24 protein-coding genes are annotated in these 26615 nt (G+C 50.2%); 18 read left to right on the top strand and 6 right to left on the bottom strand.

Annotated features, from left to right (window positions below; genetic code table 11):
- Positions 1 to 182 precede the first annotated feature (182 nt).
- From ELY33_RS04185 to moaE, 9 genes are all read left to right on the top strand, one after another.
- A complete protein-coding gene (locus tag ELY33_RS04185) occupies positions 183 to 1481 on the top strand; it encodes an NCS2 family permease (protein WP_126944405.1) in 1299 nt (432 codons plus the stop codon).
- A 35-nt stretch (positions 1482 to 1516) separates the two neighbouring features.
- Entirely contained in the window at positions 1517 to 2062 is a 546-nt protein-coding gene (locus ELY33_RS04180; protein ID WP_126944402.1) for an adenine phosphoribosyltransferase, read from the top strand.
- An 8-nt stretch (positions 2063 to 2070) separates the two neighbouring features.
- Complete coding sequence (gpt, locus tag ELY33_RS04175) at positions 2071 to 2550, top strand: xanthine phosphoribosyltransferase (protein ID WP_126944399.1); 480 nt, start codon at positions 2071 to 2073, stop codon at positions 2548 to 2550.
- 1 nt (position 2551) lies between these two features.
- Positions 2552 to 3235 carry a uracil-DNA glycosylase gene (gene ung / locus ELY33_RS04170; protein ID WP_126944396.1) on the top strand — a complete coding sequence of 228 codons (684 nt, stop codon included), beginning with the start codon at positions 2552 to 2554 and terminating at the stop codon, positions 3233 to 3235.
- A 97-nt stretch (positions 3236 to 3332) separates the two neighbouring features.
- Positions 3333 to 3962: a uracil phosphoribosyltransferase gene (gene upp, locus ELY33_RS04165; RefSeq protein WP_126944393.1), complete on the top strand. Its 630-nt coding sequence runs from the start codon at positions 3333 to 3335 to the stop codon at positions 3960 to 3962.
- An 88-nt stretch (positions 3963 to 4050) separates the two neighbouring features.
- Positions 4051 to 5280: a uracil-xanthine permease family protein gene (locus ELY33_RS04160; protein ID WP_126944390.1), complete on the top strand. Its 1230-nt coding sequence runs from the start codon at positions 4051 to 4053 to the stop codon at positions 5278 to 5280.
- Between the two features lie 35 nt (positions 5281 to 5315).
- A complete protein-coding gene (mobB, locus tag ELY33_RS04155) occupies positions 5316 to 5867 on the top strand; it encodes a molybdopterin-guanine dinucleotide biosynthesis protein B (protein ID WP_126944387.1) in 552 nt (183 codons plus the stop codon).
- 62 nt (positions 5868 to 5929) lie between these two features.
- Positions 5930 to 6724 carry a cyclic pyranopterin monophosphate synthase MoaC gene (gene moaC, locus ELY33_RS04150; protein ID WP_126944384.1) on the top strand — a complete coding sequence of 265 codons (795 nt, stop codon included), beginning with the start codon at positions 5930 to 5932 and terminating at the stop codon, positions 6722 to 6724.
- A 4-nt stretch (positions 6725 to 6728) separates the two neighbouring features.
- Positions 6729 to 7205 (top strand): molybdopterin synthase catalytic subunit MoaE, encoded by a 477-nt coding sequence (gene moaE / locus ELY33_RS04145; protein ID WP_126944381.1) that lies wholly within the window; start codon positions 6729 to 6731, stop codon positions 7203 to 7205.
- A 20-nt stretch (positions 7206 to 7225) separates the two neighbouring features.
- On the opposite strand, the gene ELY33_RS04140 is transcribed toward moaE, so the two are convergent.
- Positions 7226 to 8827: a ribonuclease J gene (locus tag ELY33_RS04140; RefSeq protein ID WP_126944790.1), complete on the bottom strand. Its 1602-nt coding sequence runs from the start codon at positions 8825 to 8827 to the stop codon at positions 7226 to 7228.
- 276 nt (positions 8828 to 9103) lie between these two features.
- Here ELY33_RS04140 and purU point away from each other — a divergent pair, with 276 nt between their 5' ends.
- Both purU and ELY33_RS04130 read left to right on the top strand, forming a co-directional pair.
- Complete coding sequence (gene purU, locus ELY33_RS04135; RefSeq protein WP_126944378.1) at positions 9104 to 9958, top strand: formyltetrahydrofolate deformylase; 855 nt, start codon at positions 9104 to 9106, stop codon at positions 9956 to 9958.
- 59 nt (positions 9959 to 10017) lie between these two features.
- Positions 10018 to 10689 carry an energy-coupling factor ABC transporter permease gene (locus ELY33_RS04130; protein WP_126944375.1) on the top strand — a complete coding sequence of 224 codons (672 nt, stop codon included), beginning with the start codon at positions 10018 to 10020 and terminating at the stop codon, positions 10687 to 10689.
- 74 nt (positions 10690 to 10763) lie between these two features.
- On the opposite strand, the gene lexA is transcribed toward ELY33_RS04130, so the two are convergent.
- Complete coding sequence (gene lexA, locus ELY33_RS04125) at positions 10764 to 11441, bottom strand: transcriptional repressor LexA (protein WP_126944372.1); 678 nt, start codon at positions 11439 to 11441, stop codon at positions 10764 to 10766.
- Positions 11442 to 11780: 339 nt separating this feature from the next.
- Between lexA and ELY33_RS04120 the strand changes: the two genes are divergently transcribed.
- From ELY33_RS04120 to ELY33_RS04105, 4 genes are all read left to right on the top strand, one after another.
- Entirely contained in the window at positions 11781 to 12458 is a 678-nt protein-coding gene (locus ELY33_RS04120; RefSeq protein ID WP_126944369.1) for a TetR/AcrR family transcriptional regulator, read from the top strand.
- Positions 12436 to 12957 carry a L,D-transpeptidase gene (locus tag ELY33_RS04115; protein ID WP_126944366.1) on the top strand — a complete coding sequence of 174 codons (522 nt, stop codon included), beginning with the start codon at positions 12436 to 12438 and terminating at the stop codon, positions 12955 to 12957. Before ELY33_RS04120 ends, ELY33_RS04115 begins: the two co-directional genes overlap by 23 nt.
- 81 nt (positions 12958 to 13038) lie before the next feature.
- Entirely contained in the window at positions 13039 to 14049 is a 1011-nt protein-coding gene (nagZ, locus tag ELY33_RS04110; protein WP_126944363.1) for a beta-N-acetylhexosaminidase, read from the top strand.
- A gap of 70 nt (positions 14050 to 14119) precedes the next feature.
- Complete coding sequence (locus ELY33_RS04105) at positions 14120 to 14698, top strand: hypoxanthine-guanine phosphoribosyltransferase (RefSeq protein ID WP_126944360.1); 579 nt, start codon at positions 14120 to 14122, stop codon at positions 14696 to 14698.
- Between the two features lie 9 nt (positions 14699 to 14707).
- Here ELY33_RS04105 and ppsR read toward each other — a convergent pair whose 3' ends face one another.
- Positions 14708 to 15541 (bottom strand): posphoenolpyruvate synthetase regulatory kinase/phosphorylase PpsR, encoded by an 834-nt coding sequence (gene ppsR, locus ELY33_RS04100; RefSeq protein WP_126944357.1) that lies wholly within the window; start codon positions 15539 to 15541, stop codon positions 14708 to 14710.
- A 264-nt stretch (positions 15542 to 15805) separates the two neighbouring features.
- Between ppsR and ppsA the strand changes: the two genes are divergently transcribed.
- Together ppsA and ggt are read left to right on the top strand one after the other, a co-directional pair.
- Complete coding sequence (ppsA, locus tag ELY33_RS04095) at positions 15806 to 18190, top strand: phosphoenolpyruvate synthase (RefSeq protein WP_126944354.1); 2385 nt, start codon at positions 15806 to 15808, stop codon at positions 18188 to 18190.
- Between the two features lie 138 nt (positions 18191 to 18328).
- Positions 18329 to 20116: a gamma-glutamyltransferase gene (ggt, locus tag ELY33_RS04090; RefSeq protein ID WP_126944351.1), complete on the top strand. Its 1788-nt coding sequence runs from the start codon at positions 18329 to 18331 to the stop codon at positions 20114 to 20116.
- Between the two features lie 19 nt (positions 20117 to 20135).
- Here the strand turns inward: ggt and ELY33_RS04085 are convergent, their stop codons facing one another.
- The 3 genes from ELY33_RS04085 to acnB form a co-directional block, all read right to left on the bottom strand.
- Complete coding sequence (locus ELY33_RS04085) at positions 20136 to 22022, bottom strand: glycerophosphodiester phosphodiesterase family protein (protein WP_126944348.1); 1887 nt, start codon at positions 22020 to 22022, stop codon at positions 20136 to 20138.
- 103 nt (positions 22023 to 22125) lie between these two features.
- Positions 22126 to 22620, bottom strand: coding sequence for a ribonuclease E activity regulator RraA (rraA, locus tag ELY33_RS04080; RefSeq protein ID WP_126944345.1), 495 nt, complete (start codon positions 22618 to 22620; stop codon positions 22126 to 22128).
- A gap of 206 nt (positions 22621 to 22826) precedes the next feature.
- Positions 22827 to 25430, bottom strand: a complete 2604-nt coding sequence (gene acnB, locus ELY33_RS04075; RefSeq protein WP_126944343.1) for a bifunctional aconitate hydratase 2/2-methylisocitrate dehydratase — start codon at positions 25428 to 25430, stop codon at positions 22827 to 22829.
- 519 nt (positions 25431 to 25949) lie between these two features.
- Between acnB and ELY33_RS04070 the strand changes: the two genes are divergently transcribed.
- Entirely contained in the window at positions 25950 to 26606 is a 657-nt protein-coding gene (locus ELY33_RS04070) for a MiaE family protein (RefSeq protein WP_126944340.1), read from the top strand.
- Positions 26607 to 26615: the final 9 nt, after the last annotated feature.

The raw sequence follows: 26615 nt of genomic DNA, 5'->3' as shown, positions 1-26615 counted from the left end.
TCGTTGACCGATCGGTTAGCTTATGGCCTGAAGTTTGCTATTGATAATAGATAGGTGGGTGACTTCTCACCAACGCTAGCAGCACAGGGGCACTCGCAACGCGTAGAGCCTTTCGGTAGTATGTGCGGCTTTTCTCGCATCAAGGGACGCATTCAGCGTAAGCGCGAAGGATAAAAAACGACATGAAACTTCTGGACAATTACTTCAAGCTCACTGAGCAGAAGACCAATGTAAAGACCGAGGTGATCGCTGGATTCACCACGTTCCTTACGATGGCTTATATTATTTTCGTTAACCCGAGCATCCTCTCGGAAGCGGGAATGGATTACGGCGCGGTGTTCGTTGCTACCTGTCTCGCAGCTGCCATCGGCTGTTTTGTTATGGGGCTTTGGGCAAATTATCCGATCGCGCAAGCACCAGGCATGGGGCTGAATGCCTTCTTTACTTACGGTGTTGTACTGGGGATGGGCTATACCTGGGAAGCGGCATTGGGTGCCGTCTTCTTTTCTGGCTTGACGTTTTTTTTGTTAAGTATTTTTAAAATCCGTGAGTGGATTATCAACTCAATACCGCTGTCGCTGCGCTTGGGCATTGCTGCGGGTATTGGCTTGTTTCTTGCGATGATTGCACTTAAAAATGCCGGTATTGTTGTCGCAAATCCAGCTACTTATGTAGCGCTTGGTGATTTGTCTCAGCCTCCCGCACTTTACGCGTTGCTGGGCTTTTTCGTTATTACAGCGCTTTCTTACCTGCGCGTGACCGGCGCAGTAATGATTGGCATTTTGGGTGTCACTATCCTAGCGATGCTGTTCGGTCATAATCAGTATGGCGGTATTATGTCGATGCCTCCTTCTATTGCGCCTACCTTCATGGCGATGGATCTGATGGGGGCGCTGGATGTGGCGATGCTAAGCGTTATTTTTGCCTTCTTGTTTGTGGACCTGTTTGATACCTCAGGCACGTTGGTAGGTGTAGCGCATCGTGGCAAACTGCTGGATGAAAATGGCAAGCTGCCACGCATTGGTCGCGCCATGATGGCCGATAGTACCGCTTCCATGGCGGGTGCCGCATTGGGTACTTCGACAACAACCAGCTATATCGAATCAACCGCAGGTATCGCTGCAGGCGGTCGTACCGGTTTAACAGCTGTTGTGGTCGGTTTGTTGTTTTTGATTAGCCTTTTCTTTGCGCCGTTAGCGGGGTCTATTCCTGCTTACGCAACAGCAGGGGCGCTGCTGTACGTGGCTGTTTTGATGGCAGGTAGCTTGGCTCACGCGAATTGGGATGACCCAACCGACGCGGCACCAGTGCTGATCGCTGCTTTGGCTATGCCGCTAACTTTCTCAATTGCTGAGGGAATTGCGCTTGGTTTTATTAGCTATGTGGCGATCAAGGCACTTTCAGGACGGTTCGGCGATTTGAACCCTGCTGTCATAACGCTGGCACTGTTATTTGCAGCAAAGTTTCTTTTCCTGGGTTAATTACCCGCTTTATTTTTTAATCAATGAGAGACGCGATGAGCATCTACGGCGACTATATTAAGTCCGTTATTCGCACGGTTCCTGACTGGCCAGAGAAGGGCGTGAATTTTCGTGATATCACCCCACTACTGCAAAATAGTGCTGCCTTTCGTAAGCTGATTGACAGCTTCGTGCACCGCTACCAGGAAATGAACTTAGATGCCATCGCGGCTATCGACGCGCGTGGCTTCATCATTGGTGCGCCGTTGGCCTACGAGTTAGGCTGCAGCTTTGTTCCTGTTCGTAAGAAAGGCAAATTGCCCTTCAAGACGATCAGTGAGACCTACACGCTTGAATACGGTCATTCTGAAGTTGAGCTTCACTCTGATGCTTTTCAGAAAGACGATCGTATCCTGTTGATGGATGACTTGATTGCTACGGGTGGCACTATGCTTGCCGCAGCAAATTTGATTCAACGCTCTGGTGGGCGCGTGGTGGAAACTGCGACTATTATTGACCTGCCTGAGCTGGGCGGCTCCCAGAAAATTCGCGATGCTGGCTATAGCGTATTCGCGGTATGTTCATTCACCGAAAACGAGTAACGCCTCTTATGAGCAGCGAACGCTATCATCAGCACTTCACTATTTCCTGGGATCAATTGCACCGCGATGCGCGTCAGCTGTGCCATCAGCTAATCGAACGGGATTTTAAAGGCATCGTGGCCATTACCCGCGGTGGACTGATACCTGCTGCGCTTATCGCCCGTGAACTGAATATCCGCCTGATCGATACCGTTTGTATCAAAAGTTATGATCATATGGATCAAGGCGGCTTAGACATCATGAAAGGCGTTGATCACGATGGTGATGGCTGGCTGCTGGTAGACGACTTGGTGGATACCGGTAAAACAGCGCGTGCCGTTCGTGAAATGCTGCCTAAGGCGCACTTTGTGACGATGTATGCTAAGCCAGAAGGGCGCCCCCTGGTTGACCAATACCTTACCGAAGTGGCTCAGCAGTGTTGGATCCAGTTTCCGTGGGATATGGGCATTGCTTATGTTGAGCCGTTGGCGGATCAACTGAAGAAGTAATATGGCTAACCCACTCCCCGACGATTGGAATCAATGGCTTGGGCAAGAATTTCAGGCTGACTATATGTCAGCCCTGAAAGCTTTTTTGGCCCAAGAAAAATCAGCTAAAAAAGTGATTTACCCGCACTCATCTCACTGGTTTCGCGCTTTTGAGTTGACACCTCTCACTTCTGTGAAGGTGGTTATTTTAGGGCAAGACCCTTATCACGGTCCTAATCAGGCTCACGGGTTGTGCTTCTCGGTGCAGCCGGGTATCCAGGTGCCACCCTCTTTGGTCAATATTTATAAAGAGTTAGCGACAGATGTGGGGTTTACGCCCGTGCGTCACGGTTTTTTGGAATCGTGGGCAACGCAGGGTGTGCTGCTGCTGAACACCGCATTAACAGTTGAGCAGGGTAATGCCGCTTCTCACCGTGGTAAGGGGTGGGAGCACTTTACCGATTGTGCGATTGAAGCCGTTAGTCAACATGTGGAGCCATGTGTTTTCTTGTTATGGGGCAGTCATGCACGTCAGAAGAAAGCCCTGATTGATCAATCGCGCCACATGGTGCTGGAGTCTCCGCATCCTTCGCCGCTATCCGCGCATCGTGGCTTTTTTGGTAATCACCATTTTTCCCGGGCAAATCAGTTTTTAACCGAACATGGGCGCTCACCTATTGAGTGGCAATTACCGGAAACCCCTTAACCTAATGGTCAGTTGCGGGTAGAATGGCGCGCAATTTTGTAAGCTAGTCGATGCGGCTTAGGTCGCCATCTTGAATCCCCTGCAGTGAGGAAGTCCCATGAGTGTTTACGCCATTAACCATCCGCTTGTTCAACATAAGCTGGGACTAATGCGCGAAGCTGACTTGAGCACTAAGAGCTTCCGCGAGCTAGCAGGTGAAGTGGCTAAGCTTTTGACCTATGAAGCAACAAAGGGGTTAGAGCTTGAGGATCATGAGATTCAAGGCTGGAACAACGAGCCTATCGCGACACGTCGTCTGAAAGGCAAAAAGGTAACGGTTGTGCCCATTCTGCGAGCTGGATTAGGGATGCTAGAAGGCGTAACTGACCTGATTCCCAGCGCCCGCGTCAGCGTAGTGGGTCTTTATCGTGATGAAGAAACACTTCAGCCAGTGCCTTATTTCGCCAAGTTTGCCAATGATATCGAAGAGCGCATGGCGATTGTCATCGACCCGATGCTTGCGACGGGTGGTTCTATGGTCGCGACGCTAGATATGTTGCGCGAACGCGGTTGTGAAAATATGAAAGTCATTGTGCTTGTCGCTGCCCCTGAGGGTATCAAGCGGGTTCAAGACGCATACCCCGATGTTGAGATTTACACAGCATCAGTAGATGACCGGCTAGATGAACACGGTTACATCGTGCCTGGCTTGGGAGATGCTGGCGATAAGATCTTCGGGACGCGCTAAGTATTCCGACAAACAATGCCCCTTACGCTTTGCGTTGGGGGCATTTTTTTGGCTATCCACCGACAACGAAAATACTGGAAGCGTTTAGATGAGACATTCAGCAAGTCATGAGTCGTGGCCCAAAATGCTGCTGACAGGTGCACAAATGCTATTTGTAGCCTTTGGTGCACTGGTATTGGTTCCGTTGTTAACTGGGCTAGACCCCAGTGTCGCACTGTTTACCGCAGGTATTGGTACACTGGTGTTCCACGGAATTACCAAATTGACGGTGCCGGTTTTCTTGGCGTCGTCGTTTGCCTTCATTGCACCTATTCAAGGCTCAATTGCAAGCTTTGGCGTGTCGGCTACGCTTGGTGGCTTAATGGCAGCAGGGGTTGTGTATGTTGCCATTTCACAAGCAGTGCGTCTCAAAGGCACTGCATGGCTGCACAGACTGTTACCGCCTGTCGTGGTTGGGCCAGTGATTATGGTGATTGGTTTAGCGTTGGCGCCAGTAGCTGTCAGTATGGCAACAGGAGAGACAAGCGATAATATTGGGTATGGTCGAGCTATCTTTCTTTCTATGGCAAGTTTGCTAGTGACGCTTATATTGGCCGTTTTCGGGCGTGGAATTTTACGCCTGGTGCCAATCATGGGGGGCATTGCAGTGGGGTATGGCTTAGCGCTGGTGATGGGCGTTGTCGATTTCAGTGCTGTGCGTGACGCTGCTTGGCTGTCTGTGCCCAGCTTTACCGCGCCTAGCTTTCACTGGGCGGCTATTTTATTCATGATTCCCGTTGCGATTGCGCCCGCCGTTGAGCATATCGGCGACATGGTGGCGATAGGCTCAGTGACACGCAAAAACTATTTAGAGAAACCAGGCCTTCATCGCACTTTGCTAGGCGATGGGGTGGCAACAATGGCGGCAGCTCTGTTTGGCGGCCCTCCCAATACGACTTATTCAGAAGTAACGGGGGCGGTGACGTTGACCAAGGCATTCAACCCCATGTACATGGTTATCGCTGCGGTGATTGCAATTGTACTGGCTTTTGTCGGGAAGCTAGGTGCGCTACTGCAAACCATTCCAGGCCCTGTCATGGGGGGGATTATGACCCTGCTATTCGGGTCAATTGCGGTGATTGGTATGAATACCCTGGTGCGTGCTGGTCAGTCATTAACGGCGGCGCGTAATCTTGTGGTTGTCTCGTTAATTTTAGTGTTTGGGATCGGTGGAATGCAGTTTGGTGGCGGCCAGTTTACTCTCCAAGGCGTGAGCTTAGCGGCGTTAGTCGGCATTGCGCTAAACTGGCTCTTACCTGTTGAGAAAGAAGGTGAGTAGCGACTTGATCACCGGTACGTCATTAGGAGTCGTTAATGGAAGAGGCAATTGATAGTCCGTTTCCTGTGTTGGGCATTGCCGCGTGGAGCGGTACCGGTAAGACGACGCTGTTAGCACAACTTTTGCCTCGTTTGCGTGAAGCGGGGCTGAAGGTGGGGGTAATAAAGCATGCCCACCACAGCTTTGATGTCGATCAGCCAGGAAAAGATAGCTATAAACTTCGTCAAGCTGGCGCTGCACCGATGTTGATTGCATCTCGAGAGCGTTTTGCCATGATGCAAGAAACACCGAACCAAGAAGAGCCAGATTTGGCTTACCTGTTGTCACTGATGACCATCCAGGCACCAAACCTAGTCATTGTTGAGGGCTTTAAAGCGTGGCCAATTCCTAAGCTAGTCCTGTACCGTGCGGGTATTGGAGATGATTCCATTGTCAGTGGCGATTGGGTGCAAGCAGTGGCGTTAAGTGGCTCGGCCCCCGTGTCAATTCCCCCGAAAGTCAAGCGCCTTGACCTTAATGATATTGACGCGATCACCGATTGGATAATCGAATGGATGAATGCTCAACCTAGCGCTGCCGCTCTATAAATTAGCAGCTTCCATAAATCAGCGGCTTTATAACACCGTGGCTTGATTAAAAAGGTAACGATATGCAGCTAACTCACCTCAATACACACGGCGAAGCCAACATGGTTGATGTCGGCGATAAGCGAGAGACCCGCCGCGAGGCGGTAGCGTCTGGACGTATCGTTATGCAGCCTAAAACGCTGCAACTGCTCAGTGATGGCGAGTTACCTAAAGGCGATGTGCTGGCGACCGCTCGCATTGCTGGTATTCAGGCGGCTAAGCGAACGCATGAGCTGATCCCTTTGTGCCATTCATTAGCGCTTTCAAAGGTTTCCGTTGACTTTGATGTTGACCATGCTAACAGTTGTGTTCATGTTTCTGCGCTGTGCCGTTTGAACGGACGCACAGGGGTGGAGATGGAAGCCTTGACGGCTGTGTCAGTGGCTTGTCTAACGCTCTATGATATGTGTAAAGCGGTCGACAAAGACATGTGCATTGAAGCCGTTCAGCTTGACAGTAAAAGGGGCGGTGTCCGTGGCGATTACCAACGGGGTGTTCCTGAACCGATTGTGACAGGCGGTGGCGTTACTGGAGAAGTTAGCTTAGGTGAGCGCTGCGCATCCCCTTGTGTTCGAGTTAAGTTTCTTGCTGAACTACGTGAACGAGTTGAAGAAAGCGATCTTTCTATTGAGCTTGATCAGCTGCCAAGCCGGGATGTCGCTGGGTTGAAAGCGGCATTAAGCGCAAGGGATGCACGCTTTAATGTGCTGTCTGAGCAGCGCACGATGTGTGCCATTAACCAAGTGATGGCAAACGATAATGCGCGTCTTACCGATGAGGATGAAGTGGCTTTCTTTCCGCCAGTAACCGGGGGCTAATTTGATGACTGACATCACGGAGACTGAATTAGACATTGCTGTCAAGGTTCAAGAAGAGCCGTTTAAAATGGATGACGGCTATGAAAGTACGCTTCGCAAACGTACGGATATCGGCGCTATTGTCACTTTTACGGGGTTTGTGCGTGACTTTAATGAAACCCCAGACGTCATCGGGCTTACTCTTGAGCACTACCCTGGGATGACCGAGCGGACATTAACGCAGATTGGTGAGCAGGCTTGTCAGCGGTGGGCGTTACAAGCCGTACGTATTATTCATCGCATTGGTGATTTGACGCCGGGAGATCCTATCGTGCGCGTTCTGGTGGCCAGTGCGCATCGTCGCGATGCTTTTCAGGCCTGTGACTTTATTATGGATTTTTTAAAAACCCAGGCGCCATTTTGGAAGAAGGAGCACTCCCGTCAGGGCGCTTACTGGGTGAAAGAACGTCATACTGACCAGCAAGCTGCAGAACGTTGGTAGGCAATAAGACCGCTAATGGCTTAAAAATCGCTGCCAATCGCTTCTGAGGAAGGCATTTCGGTTGCCATTATTTGCAGATGTACGTCTGGCATATGTTGAAGATGGTTGGCTAACCAATGAATGAGTCTTGGTTGTAGCGCTTGGCGCAAATCAGCCAAGGTCTCTGCAGCTATTTCCTCTAGTTGGTCATCCAACCATTCACTGAAACTGTCTTCGTCTAATGGGCTCGTGCCACCGGCATCTAGCATTAAGCGGCCAATGCGGCACCAGCCTGTTTCGGTAGCCGTAACGGGAAGCGCTAAGAACAGACTTCCGCGCCGCGTTGAGTGAGAGCCAGTATCAAGTCCTGGGTGAGGCACAACGCTGTTTTGATTGACAATACAGGGCGGCTGGGGATAACGGGCTTCACAGCGCAGCCCTAGATTATCGAATATCAACATGTCGCCATTTACTGGAGCGAGTGGGGCGTTAATATCGAGGCTTGTGGCAATTTCCTGATGGGCCGCTTGGTGGCGCGCCTCCCCGTGCACGGGCAGCAATGTTTTTGGACGAATCCATTGATACAGCTTTCTTAGCTCATCTTCAGCGGGATGACCGGTGGCATGTAGTTCTGGATGGTTCATTTCGTCGAAAATTGATACGCCGAGTTGTGCTAAGCGTTTTTTAAGCTGTTCAATGGGGCGCTCGTTACCTGGTATAGCTTTGGCAGAAAAAATAATGCTGTCACCTGGCTCCAGATCCACAAACGGATGTCTGCGCTGTGCTAAGCGTTGTAAGGCGGCACGTGGTTCGCCTTGGCTGCCAGTGGCAATAATCACCACTTCTTCTGGTGGCAAGTAGCCTAAATCGTGGGGCGGTACTAGCGGTGGAAAATCGTCTAAATACCCTAGACCCTTCGCCACACTCACCATGCGCTCCATTGAGCGACCCATGAGGCTAACGCGTCGACCACACTGTTGGGCCGCAAACCCAATCGCTAAAACGCGTGCAAGATTACTGGCAAAACACGATACAACCACGCGGCCAGTGCACTGTTTTAACGTGTAGGCGAGTGCTTTTGCGACGTCTCCTTCGCTGCCCGAATGGCCGGGCATCGGGGCGTTTGTGGAGTCGCCTACGACTAAATCAATGGGGGCAATAGCGCGAAATTGAGCAGCGTTGATGGGCGAGCCAATTAACGGATTAGGATCAAGTTTCCAGTCCCCTGTGTGCAGTACGCGATAGCCGCCTGCCTGCATTAAGATAGAGCAACTTTCAGGTATCGAGTGGGTGACCTGAAGGTAGCGCAGCGTGAAAGGGCCTATCTCCATTGCATCGCCCGGTTTCACGACGATTATTGCGGCGCTACTAAGCTGGTGCTCAGCAAACTTATGGCGCAGTAATCCCGCTGCTAACGGCGTTGCATAAATAGGGCAACCCCACCTGGGCCAGAGCCACGCCACCGCGCCGATGTGGTCTTCATGGCCGTGGGTGATATAGATTGCCTTGGGGGTAATACCTAGCGCTGTTAACGTGTCCGTATTGGGCACCTGCAGCGGGGAGTTAGGTAAATCTTGGCGAATCATCATGCCGCAGTCGACGGCGATCCACTCATCGTCGTATCCATACAGCGTAAGATTCATTCCAATTTCACCACATCCACCTAGCGGCAGCAGGCGCAGGGGTGGACGACGGCGGGGACGAAGTTGAACGCGTGGTGGATGCATCAGTAATGAAAAGCCTAGAAAGTAAGACCTTAACTATACGGGAAGGCGGGGGCGGGTAACAATCATCGTGGCATTCGGCTGCGGTGCTTCCTTACTGTGCATAAGGTACACTGTTCTACCAAAATACTGTTTTCCTACCGATGGTAGGTAGTTGTTGAACGTGCTGTTAAATTATGTCAAGAGTGTTTATTTATGTCTCATTATTACCGTTTGGTGGTTTCTTGCCCTGATCAGGTGGGCATTGTGGCGCGTGTCTCAAGTTTTATTGCCCAGCAAGGTGGTTCTATCACTGAAGCAAGCCAGCATTCTGATCTTGAGACTGGCCGATTCTTTATGCGATACGAAATTTTGGCGGATTCTCTGGGCATGTCGGCAGAGGCATTACGTAGTGCGTTTGAGCCAGTCGCAGAGGCGTTCAATATGCAGTGGTCGCTCGTCGATACACAGAAGCGCCGGCGTGTCGTGCTAATGGTGTCGCGAGAGTCTCACTGTTTGGTTGATCTGCTTTATCGTTGGCAAGCAGGCGAGCTTGACTGCGATATTGTCGGGGTTATTTCAAACCATGAAGATATGCGGGCACTTACTGAGTGGTATGGCATTTCTTACTATCATGTGCCTGTAGACCCCAATAACAAGCAAGCTTCTTTTGAGCAGGTTCAAACACAAATCGATAGTGTACGGGCTGATTGCGTTGTGCTGGCACGTTATATGCAAATTTTACCGCCTTCACTCTGTGAACGTTACGCGGGGCGAGTGATTAATATTCACCACAGTTTCCTGCCCTCTTTTGCCGGTGCTAAGCCCTATCATCAAGCTTACCAGCGTGGGGTTAAGCTTATTGGTGCAACGTGCCACTATGTTACTGAAGAACTCGATGCTGGGCCTATTATTGAACAAGATATCCATCGTGTAAGCCATTGTCATACGCCGACAGATCTGGTGCGTTTTGGACGCGATGTTGAAAAAGCAGTGTTGGCACGTGGATTGCGATGGCATTTAGAAGATCGGGTGCTAATTCATGGTAATAAGACCGTAGTGTTCAGTTAAAGAGGATGTTTAGCTGACCAGTAAAATAGCTGACTTGTGACTTGTAAATTGAGGCTGCCATGTCTTTCGCACAAAGTATTTTAGCTTCCTGGGCATTGGTGCTGACGTGGCTGGTATCGTTGAGCGTAATTGCGTGGGTGCTTTGGTTACGCCCTTGGCAGGCGCTTATGGATGATGTGGCTCTTCAGCATCGGTGGCTAGCCGCGACGCTTGCCGTAGTATTGATGTGGCAGCTACGGGCTCAGGCAGTTGATTGGTTAACTCTGCACTTGGTGTTCACTGTCCTGATGGTTTTGGTATTTAAAGTACCTCTCGCGTTAATCAGCAATGTGTTAATTAACATCGCAATGTCAGCGATTGGTCGCAATGAATGGGTGCTATTAGGTGCTAATGTACTAGTAACTGGCATTGTACCTGCGGTTATTACCGGGCTGGTATGGCGATGGGTAGATCGCCGTTTACCAGATAACTTGATGGTTTTTCTATTCGCATGCGGCTTTTTTGGCGCTGCGCTGGCAACATTAGGAGGGGGGTTGTCGGCGGTTTTGTTAATAATCGTGGCGGGTACTGACCCTGAGGCCATCTACTTAGCTCAGGAATATGCGCGCTTTTTACCCCTGCTAATGCCATCAGAGGCCTTTATCACAGGCATGCTATTAAGCATTTTGCTGGTGTACCACCCAAGCTGGGTGGCCACGTTTAATGATCATCGCTACATAGATTCTCAGTAACTAGACTCTCAGTAATACTGTAATAGCCGGTGGGGCATTGAACAGTTACCTCACCGGCATTCTTACTGGCTTGTTTAGCCCAGCGCTTGGCCGTTACCGCCTCGTATCACACCAACACCCACCCCTTCGATATCCAGATGCTGCGTGCGCAGATCAATTTCTATCGGCGCGAACTCGCTGTTTTCAGCAATTAGCGTCACCGTATGGCCTTGTCGTTTAAAGCGTTTGACCGTCACTTCATCTTCTAGCCTTGCTACCACAATCTGGCCATCACGAACTCGGTCGGTGCGATGCACGGCAAGCAGATCACCTTCCAGTATGCCTACATCTTTCATTGATAGACCGCGCACTCGAAGTAGGTAATCCGCTTTGGGGGTAAAGTATTCAGCGGGTAGCGGGCAATAACGATCAATATGTTCCGCTGCTAGAATTGGGCTTCCTGCCGCTACTTCTCCAATGACCGGCAAGCCATTTGGAAGTGGTTCTACGTTGGCGGCAGGTGTTGTTGCTGAGACGTCACTCACGTCCTGCGGTTCCTGATTCGGCAGTCGGATTCCACGCGAAGTATTACGAATAATACGGATAGCACCTTTGCGCTCAAGCGCTCGTAAATGCTCTTCGGCGGCGTTAGGGGAACGAAACCCCAGTGCTTTGGCGATTTCTGCGCGGGTTGGCGGATAGCCAAAATCACCCATGGTTTTAACAATAAAATCAAAAACATGCTGCTGACGGGCAGTGAGTGGGCGCGACATAACAAACTCCAAAAAATTGAACAAGACAGTAGCTACATGTCGGTTTAAACAGTATGTGGTTAAGTATACAGTATGTTGCTCTGTCCAGTACATGCAAGAGCGTCTTGTGGCACCAGTCGCTTTAGTGATGAGAGCAAAATAGAAAGAAGGGTTATGAACGTTGGAGCGTTGCTATCTAGCTAGAGGGCAAATTCGATAGCGTTTTGCAGCAAGTGATTGAATATGCAACCCAGGTGCATTTAAGCGATGATTGAAATGCAAGAGATAAGTGATTGAGCCAAATAGCGTTATGGCATAGTATTTAATGATGTTTTAAACACTCGTTTTCTGGAGGGCGCTATGGCGCAATCTGATACGGTAACGCGTATCCTCGATACCGCTGAGGTGTTGTTTGCCGAGCGTGGTTTTGCTGAAACATCGCTGCGAAATATCACCAGTAAAGCGCGGGTTAACTTGGCTGCTGTCAATTACCACTTTGGCTCTAAAAAGGCGCTTATCCAAGCAGTATTTGCGCGTTACTTAGATCCATTTTCGCAACGCTTTCATACGGCGCTTGATGAGCTTGAAGTAAAGTACAAAGGTGATGTGATTCCCCTAGAAGTGCTGTTGGAAACAATGGCTGGTACGGTGCTGGCAGTCCCTGCTGAGCGTAATAGCCTTAAGGTGTTTATGCGCCTACTAGGGTTGGCGTATAGCCAAGCACAAGGGCATCTGCGTCGTTATATCCAACAGCAGTATGGTGATGTCTTTACCCGCTTTACTGAGCTGGTGCGCCAAGCAACACCAGAATTACCTGATGCTGAGCGTTTCTGGCGACTTCATTTTATGCTTGGCACCGTGATTTTTACGCTGTCTGGCTTAGATGCGCTTCGAGACATAGCCGCGAAAGACTATAATGAACAAGTAACAGTAAGAGATTTAGTAAAACGATTACGCCCGGTGGTAGTTGCAGGCATGAATGCGCCTTTGCCGTCTGCTGTTGATGAAGGACATTATGCGAACGCCTGCGCTAGCTAAGTTGCCCCCAGAAAACGAAGGGTGGATAGAAATCAATACAAAGCACCAGCAGCTATGCTGGTGGCAGGGTCGCACGCTGCAGTATACGTGCGCAGTGTCAACCGGCGAGAAAGGCGTAGGGCAGCAAGAGGGGAGTGGTCAGACCCCGCTAGGGTGGCATTATATTCGCGCATCGATAGGTCGCGACTTGCCTGATAACGCCGTTTTTCGGGGGCGTCGATGGACGGGGGAGGTGTTTTCGTCGATGCTTGCAGCAGATTTTCCCCACCGTGACTGGATATTAACGCGCATTTTATGGCTTTGTGGGTTAGAGAAAGGCGTGAACCGAGGCGGGTGTGTCGATTCGCAGCGTCGTTACATCTATCTTCACGGCACACCGCCTGATCAACCGATGGGCATTGCTGCTTCACACGGCTGTATTCGGTTACGAAATAGTGATTTGCTTTACCTTTTTGATCATGCGCAGCCCGGCACGCCTGTTTGGCTTCACGATGGTTAGCCCTAGGCAGCGTATTAATGATTTTTTGACACCCGAGACTGATCAACTAAAATTGACGGCCTTTTTGTTGGATCCATCACAATGACTCAATTTTTAGGCCCGGTCATGCTCGACCTTGAAGGGCAGCGATTAACCAAAGCTGAAAAACATCTTTTGATGGACCCCGCGGTGGGTGGTGTCATTTTATTTGCTAGAAACGTCGAAAATGCTTACCAGGTTCGAAAGCTTTGCACTGATATTCGTCGTGTGCGCAGCGATCTTTTACTTGGTATCGATCAAGAAGGTGGTCGGGTTCAGCGAATCAAAGAAGGTGTTACTCGCATGCCTGCCATGGCACGCATTGGCGATCAATTTGCTGGGGACCCATCATCCGGCCTTACATTAGCAAAAGACGCGGGTTGGTTATTGGGCATGGAAATGGCCGCTTGTGGTCTCGATATCAGCTTTGCTCCTGTATTAGATGTTGAAAGTGGTATATCCAGCGTTATCGGTGATCGTAGCTTTAGCACTGATCCAGCAAGCGTTGCTGCGCTGGGACAAAGCTTTATCAACGGTTTGCATGAGGCGGGTATGGCGGCGGTAGGCAAGCATTTTCCTGGTCACGGTGGCGTTGCCGCTGACTCCCATGTGGCGTTACCCGTGGATGATCGCCCCTTGGCACTTATTAAGCAGCGTGATCTAGTTCCGTTTACCCAACTTGCAACCCAGCTTGATGGTGTTATGCCTGCCCACGTTATCTACAGCGCATTTGACTCGCGTCCTGCCGGTTTTTCTCCTAATTGGTTGGGAATGTTAAGAGAGTCCCTGGGCTTTAAAGGCTGTATTTTTTCAGACGATTTAAGCATGACGGGTGCTCATGAAGCGGGCGACCCAAAAGCGCGCGCCAGCGCTGCTCTTGCAGCCGGATGCGACATGCTGCTGGTTTGTAATGATCGTGCTGCAGCATTAGAAATCGTGGAAGCATGCCAAGGGCTGCAAAGTAAACGACCAGCCAAACTTCGCTATGGGCGGGCCCGCCCTGATGTCGATGCGCTAACGGCGCTAGGCCGCTGGCGGCGCACCCACGCCAAATTAGAAGCGTTGGCGAATTAAGCCCTTCCTTTCTTAAGTTATTTCTCGTTTTTAAGTCATTGACGAGTTAACCCCTTCTTGGAGTAACCCAATGTCCAAACTGGATAAAGAGGCGCTTGAGTCGCTTGACTCAATGCGTGAGCTCATGGATAACGCTGACTGCTTAATTTCTCAAGAACAGGTTGAGCGGGCGTTAGACCGCATGGCTGCCGCGATTAGCAAAGATCTAGGGGATAAGTTACCGGTTTTTTACTGCGTTATGAATGGCGGTTTAATTACCACAGGACATCTGCTAACTCGGTTAGGTTTCCCTCTCGAAGTTGATTATCTGCATGCGACCCGTTACCGAAACGAGTTGCGCGGTGGCGAACTTTTTTGGCGCGTATCCCCGGAAATTCCCATGGCGGGTCGCCACGTAGTCATCGTCGATGACATTCTTGATGAGGGGTCTACATTGGCGGCCATTCTTGCCTACTGCAAGGAAGCTCAGGCAGCGAGCGTTACAACGGCCGTGCTAGTGGACAAGCAACACGACCGTAAAGCGGTGCCTGGCTTAAAAGCCGATTACTGCAGTCTAGAAGTCGCAGATCGTTACGTTTTCGGCTTTGGTATGGATTACAAAGGCTATTGGCGAAACGCTCCAGGAATATTTGCCCCCAAGGGAATGTAATGGTTTAGCTTAGCGGGGAGAAAAGCGTCTCGCTAAGCCTGTCTCTGCGATCATTCGGGTTGATATTTCTTCTACTGAAAAACGCGTCGTATCGATAAACGGAATGTGCATTGAGCGATAAAGTGATTCAGCCTGTTCAACTTCTTGCAAACACTGATCCATTGAACTGTAGCGGCTGTTTGGGCGGCGTTCATTGCGTATGGCCGCCAGCCTGCGAGCATCAATCGTTAAACCAAACAGCTTTTGCCTATGGGGTGCTAAGGCTTTAGGCAGTTTTAAACTGCCATCTTCATCCAAGTCATCTTCAGTCAGCGGATAGTTAGCTGCTCGAATGCCGAATTGAAGGGCTAGATAAAGCGAGGTCGGGGTTTTTCCACAGCGTGAAACGCCCACTAGAATAATATCGGCTTTGTCGTATTGGTGAGTCCGTGCGCCGTCATCATTATCCAGTGCAAAATGGACGGAGTGAATACGATCCATATAGACGTCATCGCTACCAATCGAGTGTGTCCTACCGACGCTGTAAGAAGAGTGCGTTTCTAATTCTTGCTCTAAAGGCTCTAAAAAGGTCGAGAATATATCCACCTTAAAGCCGGAGGCCTGCCGAATGACGTTGCGAATATCCTCATCCACGATGGTGTCAATGATAATTGGGCGCTGGCCGTCTCGGTTGGCGGTAGACTCGATTATTTCGGCTAATGCTTGGGCTTTCTCCACGGTATCAATGTAGGGCTTTGTCAGCATGTCAATTTCAACATCACTAAATTGAGCTAGCAGACTACGCCCAAGGCTTTCTGCTGTAATGCCAGTACCATCAGAAATAAAAAAGGCTGTTCGCTTCATCTCAAAATCCGTCAATAAGTAAAGCAGCTATTGTGGGTTGAGCCATGGATTAGCACAATCGTTGTCAAGCAATTCACATGGCGATAGGCAGAAAGTTACATAATAAAAACTACATAAAAAGCTATTTACTAAGGTTTGTTGTAAAAATCCTCCACTTCGTTCGCTATTAGACCAATGGCGAATGAGGCGCGTCGATGCTAGTGTACAAAGTCAATTAGCGTCGGCCTTTTGGGTCGCAAAGCAGTTTAAAAGCGAGGGGGTTGCGTGGAAGAGTACATTCTATGGTTCGATCAGCTAGGAATGGCAGATGTCGAACGCGTGGGTGGTAAAAACGCTTCGCTTGGCGAAATGATCTCAAACTTGTCAGGTGTAGGCGTGACCGTGCCAGGTGGATTTGCCACGACGGCCCTTGCCTATCGAGAGTTTCTCTCTCACGAAGGATTAAACGATCGTATTAATGCCACCCTCGCTCGCCTTGATGTTGATGATGTTAAAGCGCTGGCTGAGGCAGGCAAGACTATCCGCCAGTGGATTATCGACACGCCACTTCCCCCCGCATTTGAAAATGCTTTACGCGATGCCTACAAGCAGCTTCAGGTCAAGCATCCCAGTTTAAAAGTTGCTGTACGTAGCTCGGCAACGGCAGAAGATCTGCCCGATGCGTCTTTTGCAGGTCAGCAGGAAACGTTTCTTAATATTGAAGGTTTCGACAATATTAAGCAGGCGGTGCATGAAGTGTTTGCATCGCTATTTAACGACCGCGCTATTTCTTACCGAGTACATCGTGGTTACGCTCATGAAAACGTCGCGCTGTCTGCTGGCGTGCAAAAGATGGTTCGTTCTGAGACAGGCGCTTCCGGGGTTATGTTTACTCTGGATACTGAGTCTGGTTACCGTGACGCCGTGTTCGTTACTGCTTCGTGGGGGCTTGGTGAAACCGTTGTCCAAGGGGCTGTCAATCCTGATGAGTTTTATGTTCATAAGCCCACGCTTGCAGCGGGCCGTCCTGCCGTCCTACGCCGGACACTGGGCTCTAAGCTGATCAAAATGGTTTACGGGAAAGATACCAGCGCCGGTAAGTCAGTTGAAACCGTTGATGTGCCTCTTAAAGACCGTGGTCGGTTCTGTATTAACGATGAGCAGATCATGGATCTTGCACGGCAAGCCATGACCATTGAAAACCACTATCAGCGTCCGATGGATATTGAATGGGCACTGGATGGTGATGATGGCAAGCTTTACATCGTTCAAGCGCGACCTGAAACCGTTGTTTCACAACAGGAAGGAGGCAAGTTGGAACGCTTCCACCTGCGTGAGAAAGGACGCACGTTGATTACTGGGCGAGCGATTGGTCAGCGGATTGGTAGTGGCACGGTAAAAACAGTGTTCAGCCCTGAAGAAATGGACAAGGTTCAAGAGGGTGACATCCTGGTGACCGACATGACCGACCCGGATTGGGAGCCGATCATGAAGCGTGCCTCCGCGATTGTTACTAACCGTGGCGGCCGAACCTGCCACGCAGCCATTATTGCCAGGGAACTTGGTATTCCGGCGGTAGTGGGTTGTGGGGATGCTACCACCCAACTTAAAGAAGGCATTGATGTCACAGTGTCCTGTGCTGAAGGTGATACGGGTCACGTATATGAAGGTCTTCTGGCATTTGATTGCAAGGTATCAAGCGTCGACGCGATGCCTGAGATTCCTTTTAAGATAATGATGAACGTGGGTAACCCGGATCGCGCGTTTGGCTTTGCGGGCTTACCTCATGCTGGGGTTGGCCTTGCGAGGTTGGAATTCATCATTAACCGTATGATCGGTGTGCATCCCAAGGCGCTGTTGGATTATGATACGCTCCCCGCTGATCTTCGGCAGGTCATTGATTTGCGTACTGCCGGTTATGATGATCCCGTTAGTTTTTATGTTGATAAGTTGGTCGAAGGTATCTCAACACTAGCTGCTGCTTTCCATCCTGAGCGAGTGATTGTGCGGCTCTCTGATTTTAAATCGAATGAGTACGAGAACCTTATCGGTGGCAAGCTTTATGAACCCGGTGAAGAGAACCCAATGCTTGGTTTCAGGGGAGCTTCGCGTTATATCTCGGATGCTTTTAGGCCTTGTTTTGAGCTTGAGTGTCGAGCACTTAAGCGCGTTCGTGAAGAAATGGGCTTTGATAATGTTGAAATCATGGTGCCCTTCGTTCGCACTACCGATGAAGCACGTGAGGTAGTAAAGTTGCTTGCGGCTAACGGCTTGCCGCGAGGTGGCGAGTCTAATCCTGATGGCTTAAAAGTCATCATGATGTGTGAGCTGCCTGCCAATGCGCTATTGGCCGATGAGTTCCTTGAATACTTTGATGGTTTCTCTATTGGCTCCAACGATCTGACACAGCTTACGCTTGGTCTCGATCGGGACTCAGGTATCGTTGCGCACTTGTTTGATGAGCGAAATCCAGCGGTGAAAAAACTCTTGGCCATGGCCATCAAAGCATGTAAAGCTAAAGGGAAGTATGTTGGCATTTGTGGACAAGGCCCTTCCGATCATCCGGACCTGGCAAAATGGTTAATGGAACAGGGAATTGACTCGGTCTCTTTAAACCCAGATGCAGTGTTGGAAACCTGGTTTATGTTGGCGGGTGAAACCATCGAATAAATAATCGGCTGCTTTTCTGATCTCGCCCGGCCATTGTGTCGGGCGACTGCGTTTTATAGGCTACGCTTTGGTTGAGTTAATGAATGTTGAAGCGCCGTGAAAAACACGTGCGCTAGTCATCGTCGTTGGAGAGAAAGCATGCTGCCAAAACGGTTTTTAATGCTAACAGGCTTAATGTTAGTGCCTCTGTATAGCTGGGGATTTAGTTATGAAGTGCCCTCTATTACTCCTGAGGTGGGGTCAGGCTTTGAAGAAAAACCTGGCTGGGAAGCTTCAACATTTGCGGTAGCGGCGGCAAATCCGTTGGCAACCGATGCGGGTTATCAGGTGTTAAAAGCAGGTGGCAATGCTATTGATGCTGCCGTCGCTGTGCAAATGGTGCTGGCACTTGTGGAGCCACAATCAAGTGGTATTGGCGGTGGTGCCTTTTTAATGCATTACGATGGTCGTGATGTCCAGGCATACGATGGCCGCGAGACGGCACCAGCCGCGGCAACGGGTGAGTTATTTACTGAGAACGGTGAGCCGCTTGATTTTGCGGATGCCGTAGCAAGTGGTTTATCCGTTGGGGTGCCGGGCACGGTGCGTATGCTTGAAATGGCTCATGCAGAGCACGGTCTGTTGTCTTGGAAATCATTGTTAATGCCTGCCATTACACTCGCTGAAGAAGGCTTTGCCGTTAGTCAACGCTTGCACACAAGCTTAGCCAATGACACGGCCCTGCGTGAAAATGCCCTAGCGAGTGACTTTTACTACACTGATGATGGGAACCCGCTAGCGGTAGGTGACACACTCAAAAATCCTGCATTGGCTGTTATTTTGCGTCGAATTGCCGAAGAGGGCAGTTTAGCGCTGTATGAGGGTGATATTGCGCTGGATCTTGTGGAGCGCGTGCAATCGCATCCCGTGCGGCCAGGTGAGTTATCGGTTGACGACCTGAGTGGCTATGCTGCCTTAGAAAGAGATCCGCTATGTACACCGTGGCAGCAATGGGAAGTTTGCGGCTTTCCACCCCCTTCTTCGGGCCACCTAACGGTGATGCAAATTTTGGGCATGTTGGATCAGCAGCCTTTGCTTGAAGCGCCGTTAGAGAATGGCGTGAGCAGTAGTGGTTGGTTACACCAGTTCTTAGAGGCTTCTCGCTTGGCGTTTGCTGACCGCGGCCGCTATATTGGCGATCCCGACTTTGTTGAGGCACCGGGGGGAGATTGGACACTCATGCTGGCGCCAGAATATTTAGCGAAGCGAAGTGCATTGATCGGTGATAAAAGTATGGGGGGTAACGCTAAACCAGGTAACCCCGGCGAACTATCCGTTAGCTTAGCAAGCCAACCTGAACAGCCTGAATATGGTACTAGCCACATTAGTATTGTGGATGAAGAGGGCAATGCAGTTGCGATGACAACAACCATTGAGCAAGCCTTTGGTTCACGTATTTTGGCTGATGGTGGAACCGGGTTGGCGGGTGGTTACTTGCTGAATAATGAGCTGACCGATTTCTCGTTTGTTCCAGAAATTGATGGCGAGCCCGTCGCCAACCGCGTTGAACCTGGCAAGCGTCCCCGTTCAAGTATGAGCCCAACCTTGGTATTTGATCAGGAAAGTGGCGAGCTAGTGGCGAGTTTAGGCTCCCCAGGTGGAGCCGCCATTATCCATTACACTGCCCGTACACTGCTGGCCATGCGCGATTGGGGGTTAAATGCACAAGAAGCCCTGAGCCTACCTCACGCTATTACACTGGGGGGCGATGTGTTTGTTGAGGAAGGGCGCTTCCCAGATGACACCATTGAGGCGCTCCGCGAGCGGGGGCACAGCGTCAGCGAACGTGAGCTTACCAGCGGGCTGCAGGCTATTATGCGTCTGGATGACGGCAGCTTATATGGTGGTGCCGACCCGCGTCGTGAAGGAATTGTGATGGGCGACTAAGTCATATAAAAATAGCTTTTTACTGGCGTAACCAGTTGCGCAATTTTACCAACATTAGGCCGCCGTCGCTCAGCGCACGGCGGTCTTCTATTAGCTCACTCAAGCGGTCTGGATAGTCGGTGATTATCGCGTCTACTCCAAGGTCGATAAGCGTCGACATGCGCGTTCGATCATTAACTGTCCAGGCATGTATTTCATAATTATAAAGCGCAGCCAAACGAATTTCCTGAGGCGTGATGCGATTATGGCGAAGGCCTAAAGCATCGAATTGGTGTCGATCTAATGTGCCTGCCAAGATGAGTTGGGCAAGTAGGGTAACGCGCAATTCAGGCGCTTGCTGTTTTAAATAGGAAACCATACTGGGTGACATCGTTGCCATTCGCATTTCTAAGAACACATTCGGAAAACCGCAAGTTGCGTTAGCATTAAGCGCATTATCCTGAGTTGCCCAGCAGCGGTATCGTATGTCACTTTCTGCCTCAAGAGTTGCTAATACGGCGCGGGCGAGCTTTTCTTCGCCGCCCGGTGACGGCTTCATGTCAATCATCAGGCCCGCACGTCCTCGCACTAACGCCAGTGCATCATCCAATCCAGCAATTCTTTCATTTTGAAAGGCATCGCCAAACCAGCTACCTACATCAACTTCGCTCAATTCTGCCCGGGTAAGCGTGTCAAATTCTCGACGATCGCCGGTCAGGCGCGTCAAGCTGCGATCATGATAAAGAAGCACTTGATTGTCAGCACTGAGCCGTACGTCCAATTCTACGGCATCAGCACCGTCCTCAAGCGCTTGCCTTATCGCGGATAAGGTGTTCTCTGGCGCTCTCATTGAGCTTCCACGATGGGCGATGACCGTTACGTTATCGCGTATTTCAAAGCTGTTAAGTATCCACCAGGCCTGTAGCCCGGCTAGTAGCAGCACGCTTAGCTCAATAGCCCAAGCAAGGCGCCCCGGGTGAACGTTTTCTGAACGAGGAGAAGGGCGCGCTTCGCGATACGCTAACTGCAAATAAAGGCAGGCGGATAGTAGGGCGTTGGTAGCAATACCTAAAAACGTAATGGTTAACGTGACAAGTACGTAGCTGGTTAAATACGCCAGCATCGCTGGAATCAGCACAGCATTATGTTCGGGTAGCCCCCATAAAAGAGGCGTTACGAGACTATCAAATATCCATGTAGAGATAATCGGCAGGCTAATAATTACGATCAGCAGTGTCAAAACCGCCACGCCAATCGAGCGATGCCAGCCACGAGTTAAATGCACGCTACGCTTGAGGGCTTGGAATGGGGAGTAGTTGTCTAACGCTACTAAGGGCAGCGCCAGTAGCCAGCGAAGGTAGAGCCGTGCGGCTAGCCAAAGCCAAGCCACCAATAAAGGCAGGGCGCAAGCAATAAAATACCAAAGCGAAGCAGGGCGGGTTCGTTGTAAATAGTAAGGATCTATACTGCTTAACCACACATCATAAAGCCACGCTAAACCCATCATAAAAGGGGCTAGAAGCAGCAAGTGGGAGCCTACCTGAAGGATCACCAGACCTGCGAGTGCTGGTAGGCGACGGGTGCTCAACCAGAGTGCTTCAAAAGCGAGCCGGTAGTGGTTGTCTTTTGGTCTAACAGCAACCAGCAGCATGCCTGCTTGTTGCCAATAAATAAGTAAAAATGCAAAACCGAGGCCCACCAGCATTGCCATTAAGCCAAGTGGGCTAAATAGCAATGAGATCAGTGCATCGTTGGTTACCACTGTTCGGTTGAGCTGCGCTAGCAAGGCGCGATAGATCCACGCGATCATCGGCACTAGAAGGGCAGAGGCCAACAGTGTAAAGAGTAGGTGATAGGCAATGAGAGGACGAAGATGATCGCGCAGGGTGCGAAGTAGCGAGTAGCCCAATTGGTTTAGCGGCTGCATAGTCAAAGTTTTTCAGAGTTGTTGTCAGGAATGTTGCCAGGGTTGCTGCCAGAGATGAATTGCCAGGGTGGCATTAAGCAACCGCCCCTGGCAAGCACTTGATTTAGTTAAGCTCAAGGGGTTTATCAGCAATGATAATGCCGTTGTTATCTGCGTAAAGCCATTGTCCAGCGCTTATCGTAGCGCCTGCAAATGTAATTGGAATATCGCGCTGCCCTTCACCGCGCTTTTCGCTTTTGCGCGGATGGCTGCCTAATGCTTGAACGCCAAGCGGCAGTGTGACGAGGATGTCGACATCCCTTACGCAACCGTACATCACCACACCCGCCCAACCATTTTTAGCGGCTTGTTCGGCGAGCATGTCGCCCAGCATAGCGCAGCGGTGTGAGCCGCCAGCATCCACAACCAGTACTGCGCCATCACCTGGTTCAGCAACGGCCTGCTTAACCATTGAGTTGTCTTCGAAACATTTTACGGTACGAATAGGGCCGAAAAAGCTGTCGACGCCGCCATAGTTAGCAAACATCGGCTCAAGCACTGTCACGTCAGGATATGCATCACATAAATCCGGGGTGACAACGGGGGTTGCGTTTGTCATTTCACGCTCCTGTTCAGCATTGTTATTAGAAATCAGTCTATTAAGGCCAGTTTATAAAAAACCAGTTTATAAAAACGAGACACTATAAAAAAACGCCCCAACCTGTAAACAGATTGGGGCGTTCGGTCATCGGCTCAAGAAAGCAACAGTGTCACCTTTCTTGCGATGTTGCGAGCATCGGCGATAGGTCCGGTACTGCAAGAGCGTTAAGCTTCTTGAGCAATCGGAATCACGTTCGAGGCGATTTTTTGATACTCCTCGATTTCGTGGAAGTTCATGTAACGATATATTTCTCCAGCGAGTGCGTCAAATTCACTCATGTAACGCTGGTATTCTTCAACGGTTGGAAGGCGGCCTTCCACGGCGGCAACCGCTGCGAGCTCCGCTGAGGCGAGGTATACATTTGCACCATCACCCAAACGGTTCGGGAAGTTACGTGTAGACGTAGACACGACCGTGCTTTTTGCAGCAACGCGTGCCTGGTTACCCATACACAGAGAACACCCCGGCATTTCCATGCGGGCACCAGCACGGCCATAAATGCCGTAATAGCCTTCTTCGGTAAGCTGGTGCTGATCCATCTTGGTCGGCGGTGCGAGCCAAAGACGCGTTTTCAGACTACCCGCAGGCTGTTTTTCAAGTAATTTACCCGCTGCACGGAAATGACCAATATTGGTCATGCATGAGCCGATAAATACTTCGTCAATTTTCTGGCCAGCAACGTCAGACAGCAGGCGAGCATCATCTGGGTCGTTAGGCGCGCAGAGAACGGGCTCTTTAATTTCGCTAAGATCGATTTCGATAATTTCGGCATATTCTGCGTCTTTGTCAGCACGCATTAAGCTTGGGTTATCAAGCCATGCTTCCATACCTTCGATACGACGGCTAATAGTGCGCTCGTCACCATACCCATTCGCCATCATCCACTTTAACAGCGTGATGTTGGATTTAAGGTATTCGGTGACGCTTTCTTCTGACAGGGTGATTGTACAGCCGGCTGCACTGCGCTCTGCTGAGGCGTCGGAAAGCTCGAAAGCTTGCTCGACGGTCAGTTCTTCAAGGCCTTCAATTTCCAACACGCGACCAGAGAAAGCGTTCTTCTTACCTGATTTCTCAACAGTTAGCAGGCCTTTCTTGATGGCGTAGAGCGGAATAGCGTGTACCAGGTCGCGCAGTGTTACGCCCGGCTGGCGCTCGCCTTTAAAGCGAACCAAGACGGATTCAGGCATGTCCAGTGGCATAACACCCGTCGCGGCAGCGAACGCTACTAGGCCAGAACCTGCTGGGAACGAGATACCCAGCGGAAAACGAGTGTGAGAGTCACCGCCGGTACCCACTGTATCGGGCAGCAGCATGCGGTTCAGCCAGCTGTGAATGATACCGTCGCCGGGGCGAAGAGAAACGCCACCACGGTTCATGATGAAATCAGGCAGTGTATGATGCGTATCAACATCGACAGGTTTTGGATAGGCTGCCGTGTGACAGAATGACTGCATGACTAAGTCGGCCTGGAAGCCAAGACAAGCTAGGTCCTTTAACTCGTCGCGGGTCATCGGGCCGGTTGTGTCCTGGGAACCAACGGTCGTCATCCTTGGCTCGCAGTACATGCCGGGACGCACGCCATTCATGCCGCAGGCTTTGCCCACCATTTTTTGAGCAAGGGTAAAACCTTTGCCAGTGTCAACCGGCTGGTCTGGTAAGCGGAACACATTAGAAGGCTCAAGGCCCAGCGATTCACGTGCTTTACCTGTTAGGCCGCGACCGATAATCAACGGAATACGTCCACCGGCGCGCACTTCATCGAGAATCAGTTGGGTTTTTAATTCGAAGGTTGTCAATACCTCGTCAGTATCGTGTTTGCACACTTTACCTTCGTAAGGGTAAACATCAATGACGTCGCCCATTTCCAGTTTGGAAACATCCATTTCAACCGGCAGAGCTCCAGAATCTTCCATCGTATTGAAGAAGATAGGCGCGATTTTAGCACCGAAACAGAAGCCACCAGCGCGCTTGTTAGGCACGTAAGGAATGTCGTCACCAAAGTACCACAGGACAGAGTTAGTGGCAGACTTGCGTGAAGAGCCGGTGCCGACAACGTCACCCACATAGGCAACGGGGAAACCTTTCGATTTCACATCTTCAATTTGTTTCAGTGGTCCAGTTGTGCCTTGCACTTCAGGCTCAATGCCTTCGCGCTCATTTTTGAGCATGGCGTTGGCATGTAGCGGGATATCGGGGCGCGACCATGCGTCAGGTGCAGGCGATAGGTCATCAGTATTGGTTTCACCAGGCACCTTGAAAACCGTTAATGTGATTTTCTCTTCCAACGCGGGTTTTGAGAGGAACCATTCTGCTTCAGCCCAAGACTGGATAACGTCCTTAGCAACGGCATTACCATTTTTGGCGCGCTCTTCAACGTCATGGAACGCATCAAACATCAGAAGAGTGTGCTTAAGCTGTTCACCAGCCTCACGAGCAAGCTCTTCATTATCTAATAATTCAACCATGGAGACGATATTATATCCGCCTTGCATGGTGCCCAAGAGTTTGACGGCATGAATCTTATCGATTAGCGGAGAGGTGGCCTCACCTTTAGCAATCGCGGTCAAGAAACCTGCTTTCACATAAGCAGCTTCATCAACGCCTGGTGGGACTCGGTTGGTGATTAGATCAAGGACAAACTCTTCTTCACCTGCCGGCGGATTTTTAAGTAGCTCAAGTAAAGCAGCAACTTGTTCAGCGTTCAGGGGCTTGGGCGGTACGCCCTCTGCAGCGCGTTCCTCGACATGTTGGCGGTAAGCTTCAAGCACGTTGGGGCCCTCTCATCTTCTTAATGGTGACGAGCGCATACTTACACGGTATTGAGTATGTGCCCGGACACGTGACATACGCTTGACAAACAGCGTCTGGTGGATGAATTAGATTCTACGGGAAACTGTCGACAATGTTAAGACGGCAGGCTCTTGAGGGTCTTGTACTTTATGTTGAGGAGGTGGCAAAGGGTTTCTTAATAGAGAGATTTTTTTCTTATTTGCTCTGCTTAGGTGGCAGTTTTTTACCAAACAGGCGTAATCGAGGGTGAGGGTACGTGTGATTATTGTGATGCCGCGTTACCATACTGTTTGATTACCTCGTCGTATTATTATCATACGACAGTAAAATCGCGGACATTGAGGTGTGGAGCTTCAATATTTGCGTTTTTATATTAGTAATGTGCTATATGAAAATGCTGTTACGGCGCTTTTAATGACAAGCGTAATGGTAGGGAACAAACGCCAAGGGCGTTTATATGTTGTACAATAGTGAGATAAGCGCTTGGTAATGGTGTTATGTCGATACAATTAAATATACTGCAACCCGAAGGTCATTCGCTTCAAGCAGATGACTTGTTACCGGAGTGTCTTCATCAGTTTCTTGCTTGTCCAACCCCGGATGCTTGGCTGCAATGGGCACTTGATAATCCTGAGATACTTCTTATTGACCACGCTCAGTGTGAAAAAAAGGCTGCTTCAACGGCAATGAGCTTGCTCTACCGTTACGTTGACCAGCCGTTATTGTTAAGCAAAATGTCGCAATTGGCTCGAGAAGAATTGCTGCATTTCGAGCAGGTAGTTGGCTTAATGGAAAAGCGTGGTGTGGCATATGCTCACCTTACTGCTTCACGCTATGCCGAAGGTTTACGTAAGCATCTACGTAGTAACGATCCTGACCGCCTGATTGATGTGTTAATTATTGGTGCGCTCATCGAAGCACGCAGCTGCGAACGCTTTGCGCGACTAATACCTTATTTAGATGAAGAGCTTGCAAAGTTCTATCGCACGTTAGTGAAGTCAGAAGGTCGTCACTTTGAAGACTATCTGCTGCTTGCCAAGCAGCAAACAGCGGCATCGATTGATGACAGAATCGCCTTTTTTGTGGCGCGTGAAGCGGAGTTGATTACGTCGCCAGATACGACTTTTCGTTTTCATAGCGGTGTGCCTTCTTAAGTCACCGCT

Origin of the sequence: Vreelandella andesensis (genome assembly GCF_003989795.1) — a bacterium.
GTDB classification, from domain to species: domain Bacteria; phylum Pseudomonadota; class Gammaproteobacteria; order Pseudomonadales; family Halomonadaceae; genus Vreelandella; species Vreelandella andesensis.
This window is presented reverse-complemented; position numbering and strand designations above follow the sequence as displayed.

Coding starts and splice junctions, on each gene's coding strand:
- ung (WP_126944396.1), top strand. CDS start 2,552: ATGGCTAACCCACTCCCCGACGATTGGAATCAATGGCTTGGGCAAGAA.
- ggt (WP_126944351.1), top strand. CDS start 18,329: ATGCTGCCAAAACGGTTTTTAATGCTAACAGGCTTAATGTTAGTGCCT.
- rraA (WP_126944345.1), bottom strand. CDS start 22,620: ATGACAAACGCAACCCCCGTTGTCACCCCGGATTTATGTGATGCATAT.
- mobB (WP_126944387.1), top strand. CDS start 5,316: ATGGAAGAGGCAATTGATAGTCCGTTTCCTGTGTTGGGCATTGCCGCG.
- ELY33_RS04085 (WP_126944348.1), bottom strand. CDS start 22,022: ATGCAGCCGCTAAACCAATTGGGCTACTCGCTACTTCGCACCCTGCGC.
- ELY33_RS04185 (WP_126944405.1), top strand. CDS start 183: ATGAAACTTCTGGACAATTACTTCAAGCTCACTGAGCAGAAGACCAAT.
- purU (WP_126944378.1), top strand. CDS start 9,104: ATGTCTCATTATTACCGTTTGGTGGTTTCTTGCCCTGATCAGGTGGGC.
- lexA (WP_126944372.1), bottom strand. CDS start 11,441: ATGTCGCGCCCACTCACTGCCCGTCAGCAGCATGTTTTTGATTTTATT.
- ELY33_RS04070 (WP_126944340.1), top strand. CDS start 25,950: ATGTCGATACAATTAAATATACTGCAACCCGAAGGTCATTCGCTTCAA.
- gpt (WP_126944399.1), top strand. CDS start 2,071: ATGAGCAGCGAACGCTATCATCAGCACTTCACTATTTCCTGGGATCAA.
- ELY33_RS04180 (WP_126944402.1), top strand. CDS start 1,517: ATGAGCATCTACGGCGACTATATTAAGTCCGTTATTCGCACGGTTCCT.
- nagZ (WP_126944363.1), top strand. CDS start 13,039: ATGACTCAATTTTTAGGCCCGGTCATGCTCGACCTTGAAGGGCAGCGA.
- ELY33_RS04140 (WP_126944790.1), bottom strand. CDS start 8,827: ATGAATCTTACGCTGTATGGATACGACGATGAGTGGATCGCCGTCGAC.
- ELY33_RS04105 (WP_126944360.1), top strand. CDS start 14,120: ATGTCCAAACTGGATAAAGAGGCGCTTGAGTCGCTTGACTCAATGCGT.
- ELY33_RS04160 (WP_126944390.1), top strand. CDS start 4,051: ATGAGACATTCAGCAAGTCATGAGTCGTGGCCCAAAATGCTGCTGACA.
- ELY33_RS04130 (WP_126944375.1), top strand. CDS start 10,018: ATGTCTTTCGCACAAAGTATTTTAGCTTCCTGGGCATTGGTGCTGACG.
- ppsR (WP_126944357.1), bottom strand. CDS start 15,541: ATGAAGCGAACAGCCTTTTTTATTTCTGATGGTACTGGCATTACAGCA.
- ELY33_RS04120 (WP_126944369.1), top strand. CDS start 11,781: ATGGCGCAATCTGATACGGTAACGCGTATCCTCGATACCGCTGAGGTG.
- ELY33_RS04115 (WP_126944366.1), top strand. CDS start 12,436: ATGCGAACGCCTGCGCTAGCTAAGTTGCCCCCAGAAAACGAAGGGTGG.
- upp (WP_126944393.1), top strand. CDS start 3,333: ATGAGTGTTTACGCCATTAACCATCCGCTTGTTCAACATAAGCTGGGA.
- moaC (WP_126944384.1), top strand. CDS start 5,930: ATGCAGCTAACTCACCTCAATACACACGGCGAAGCCAACATGGTTGAT.
- moaE (WP_126944381.1), top strand. CDS start 6,729: ATGACTGACATCACGGAGACTGAATTAGACATTGCTGTCAAGGTTCAA.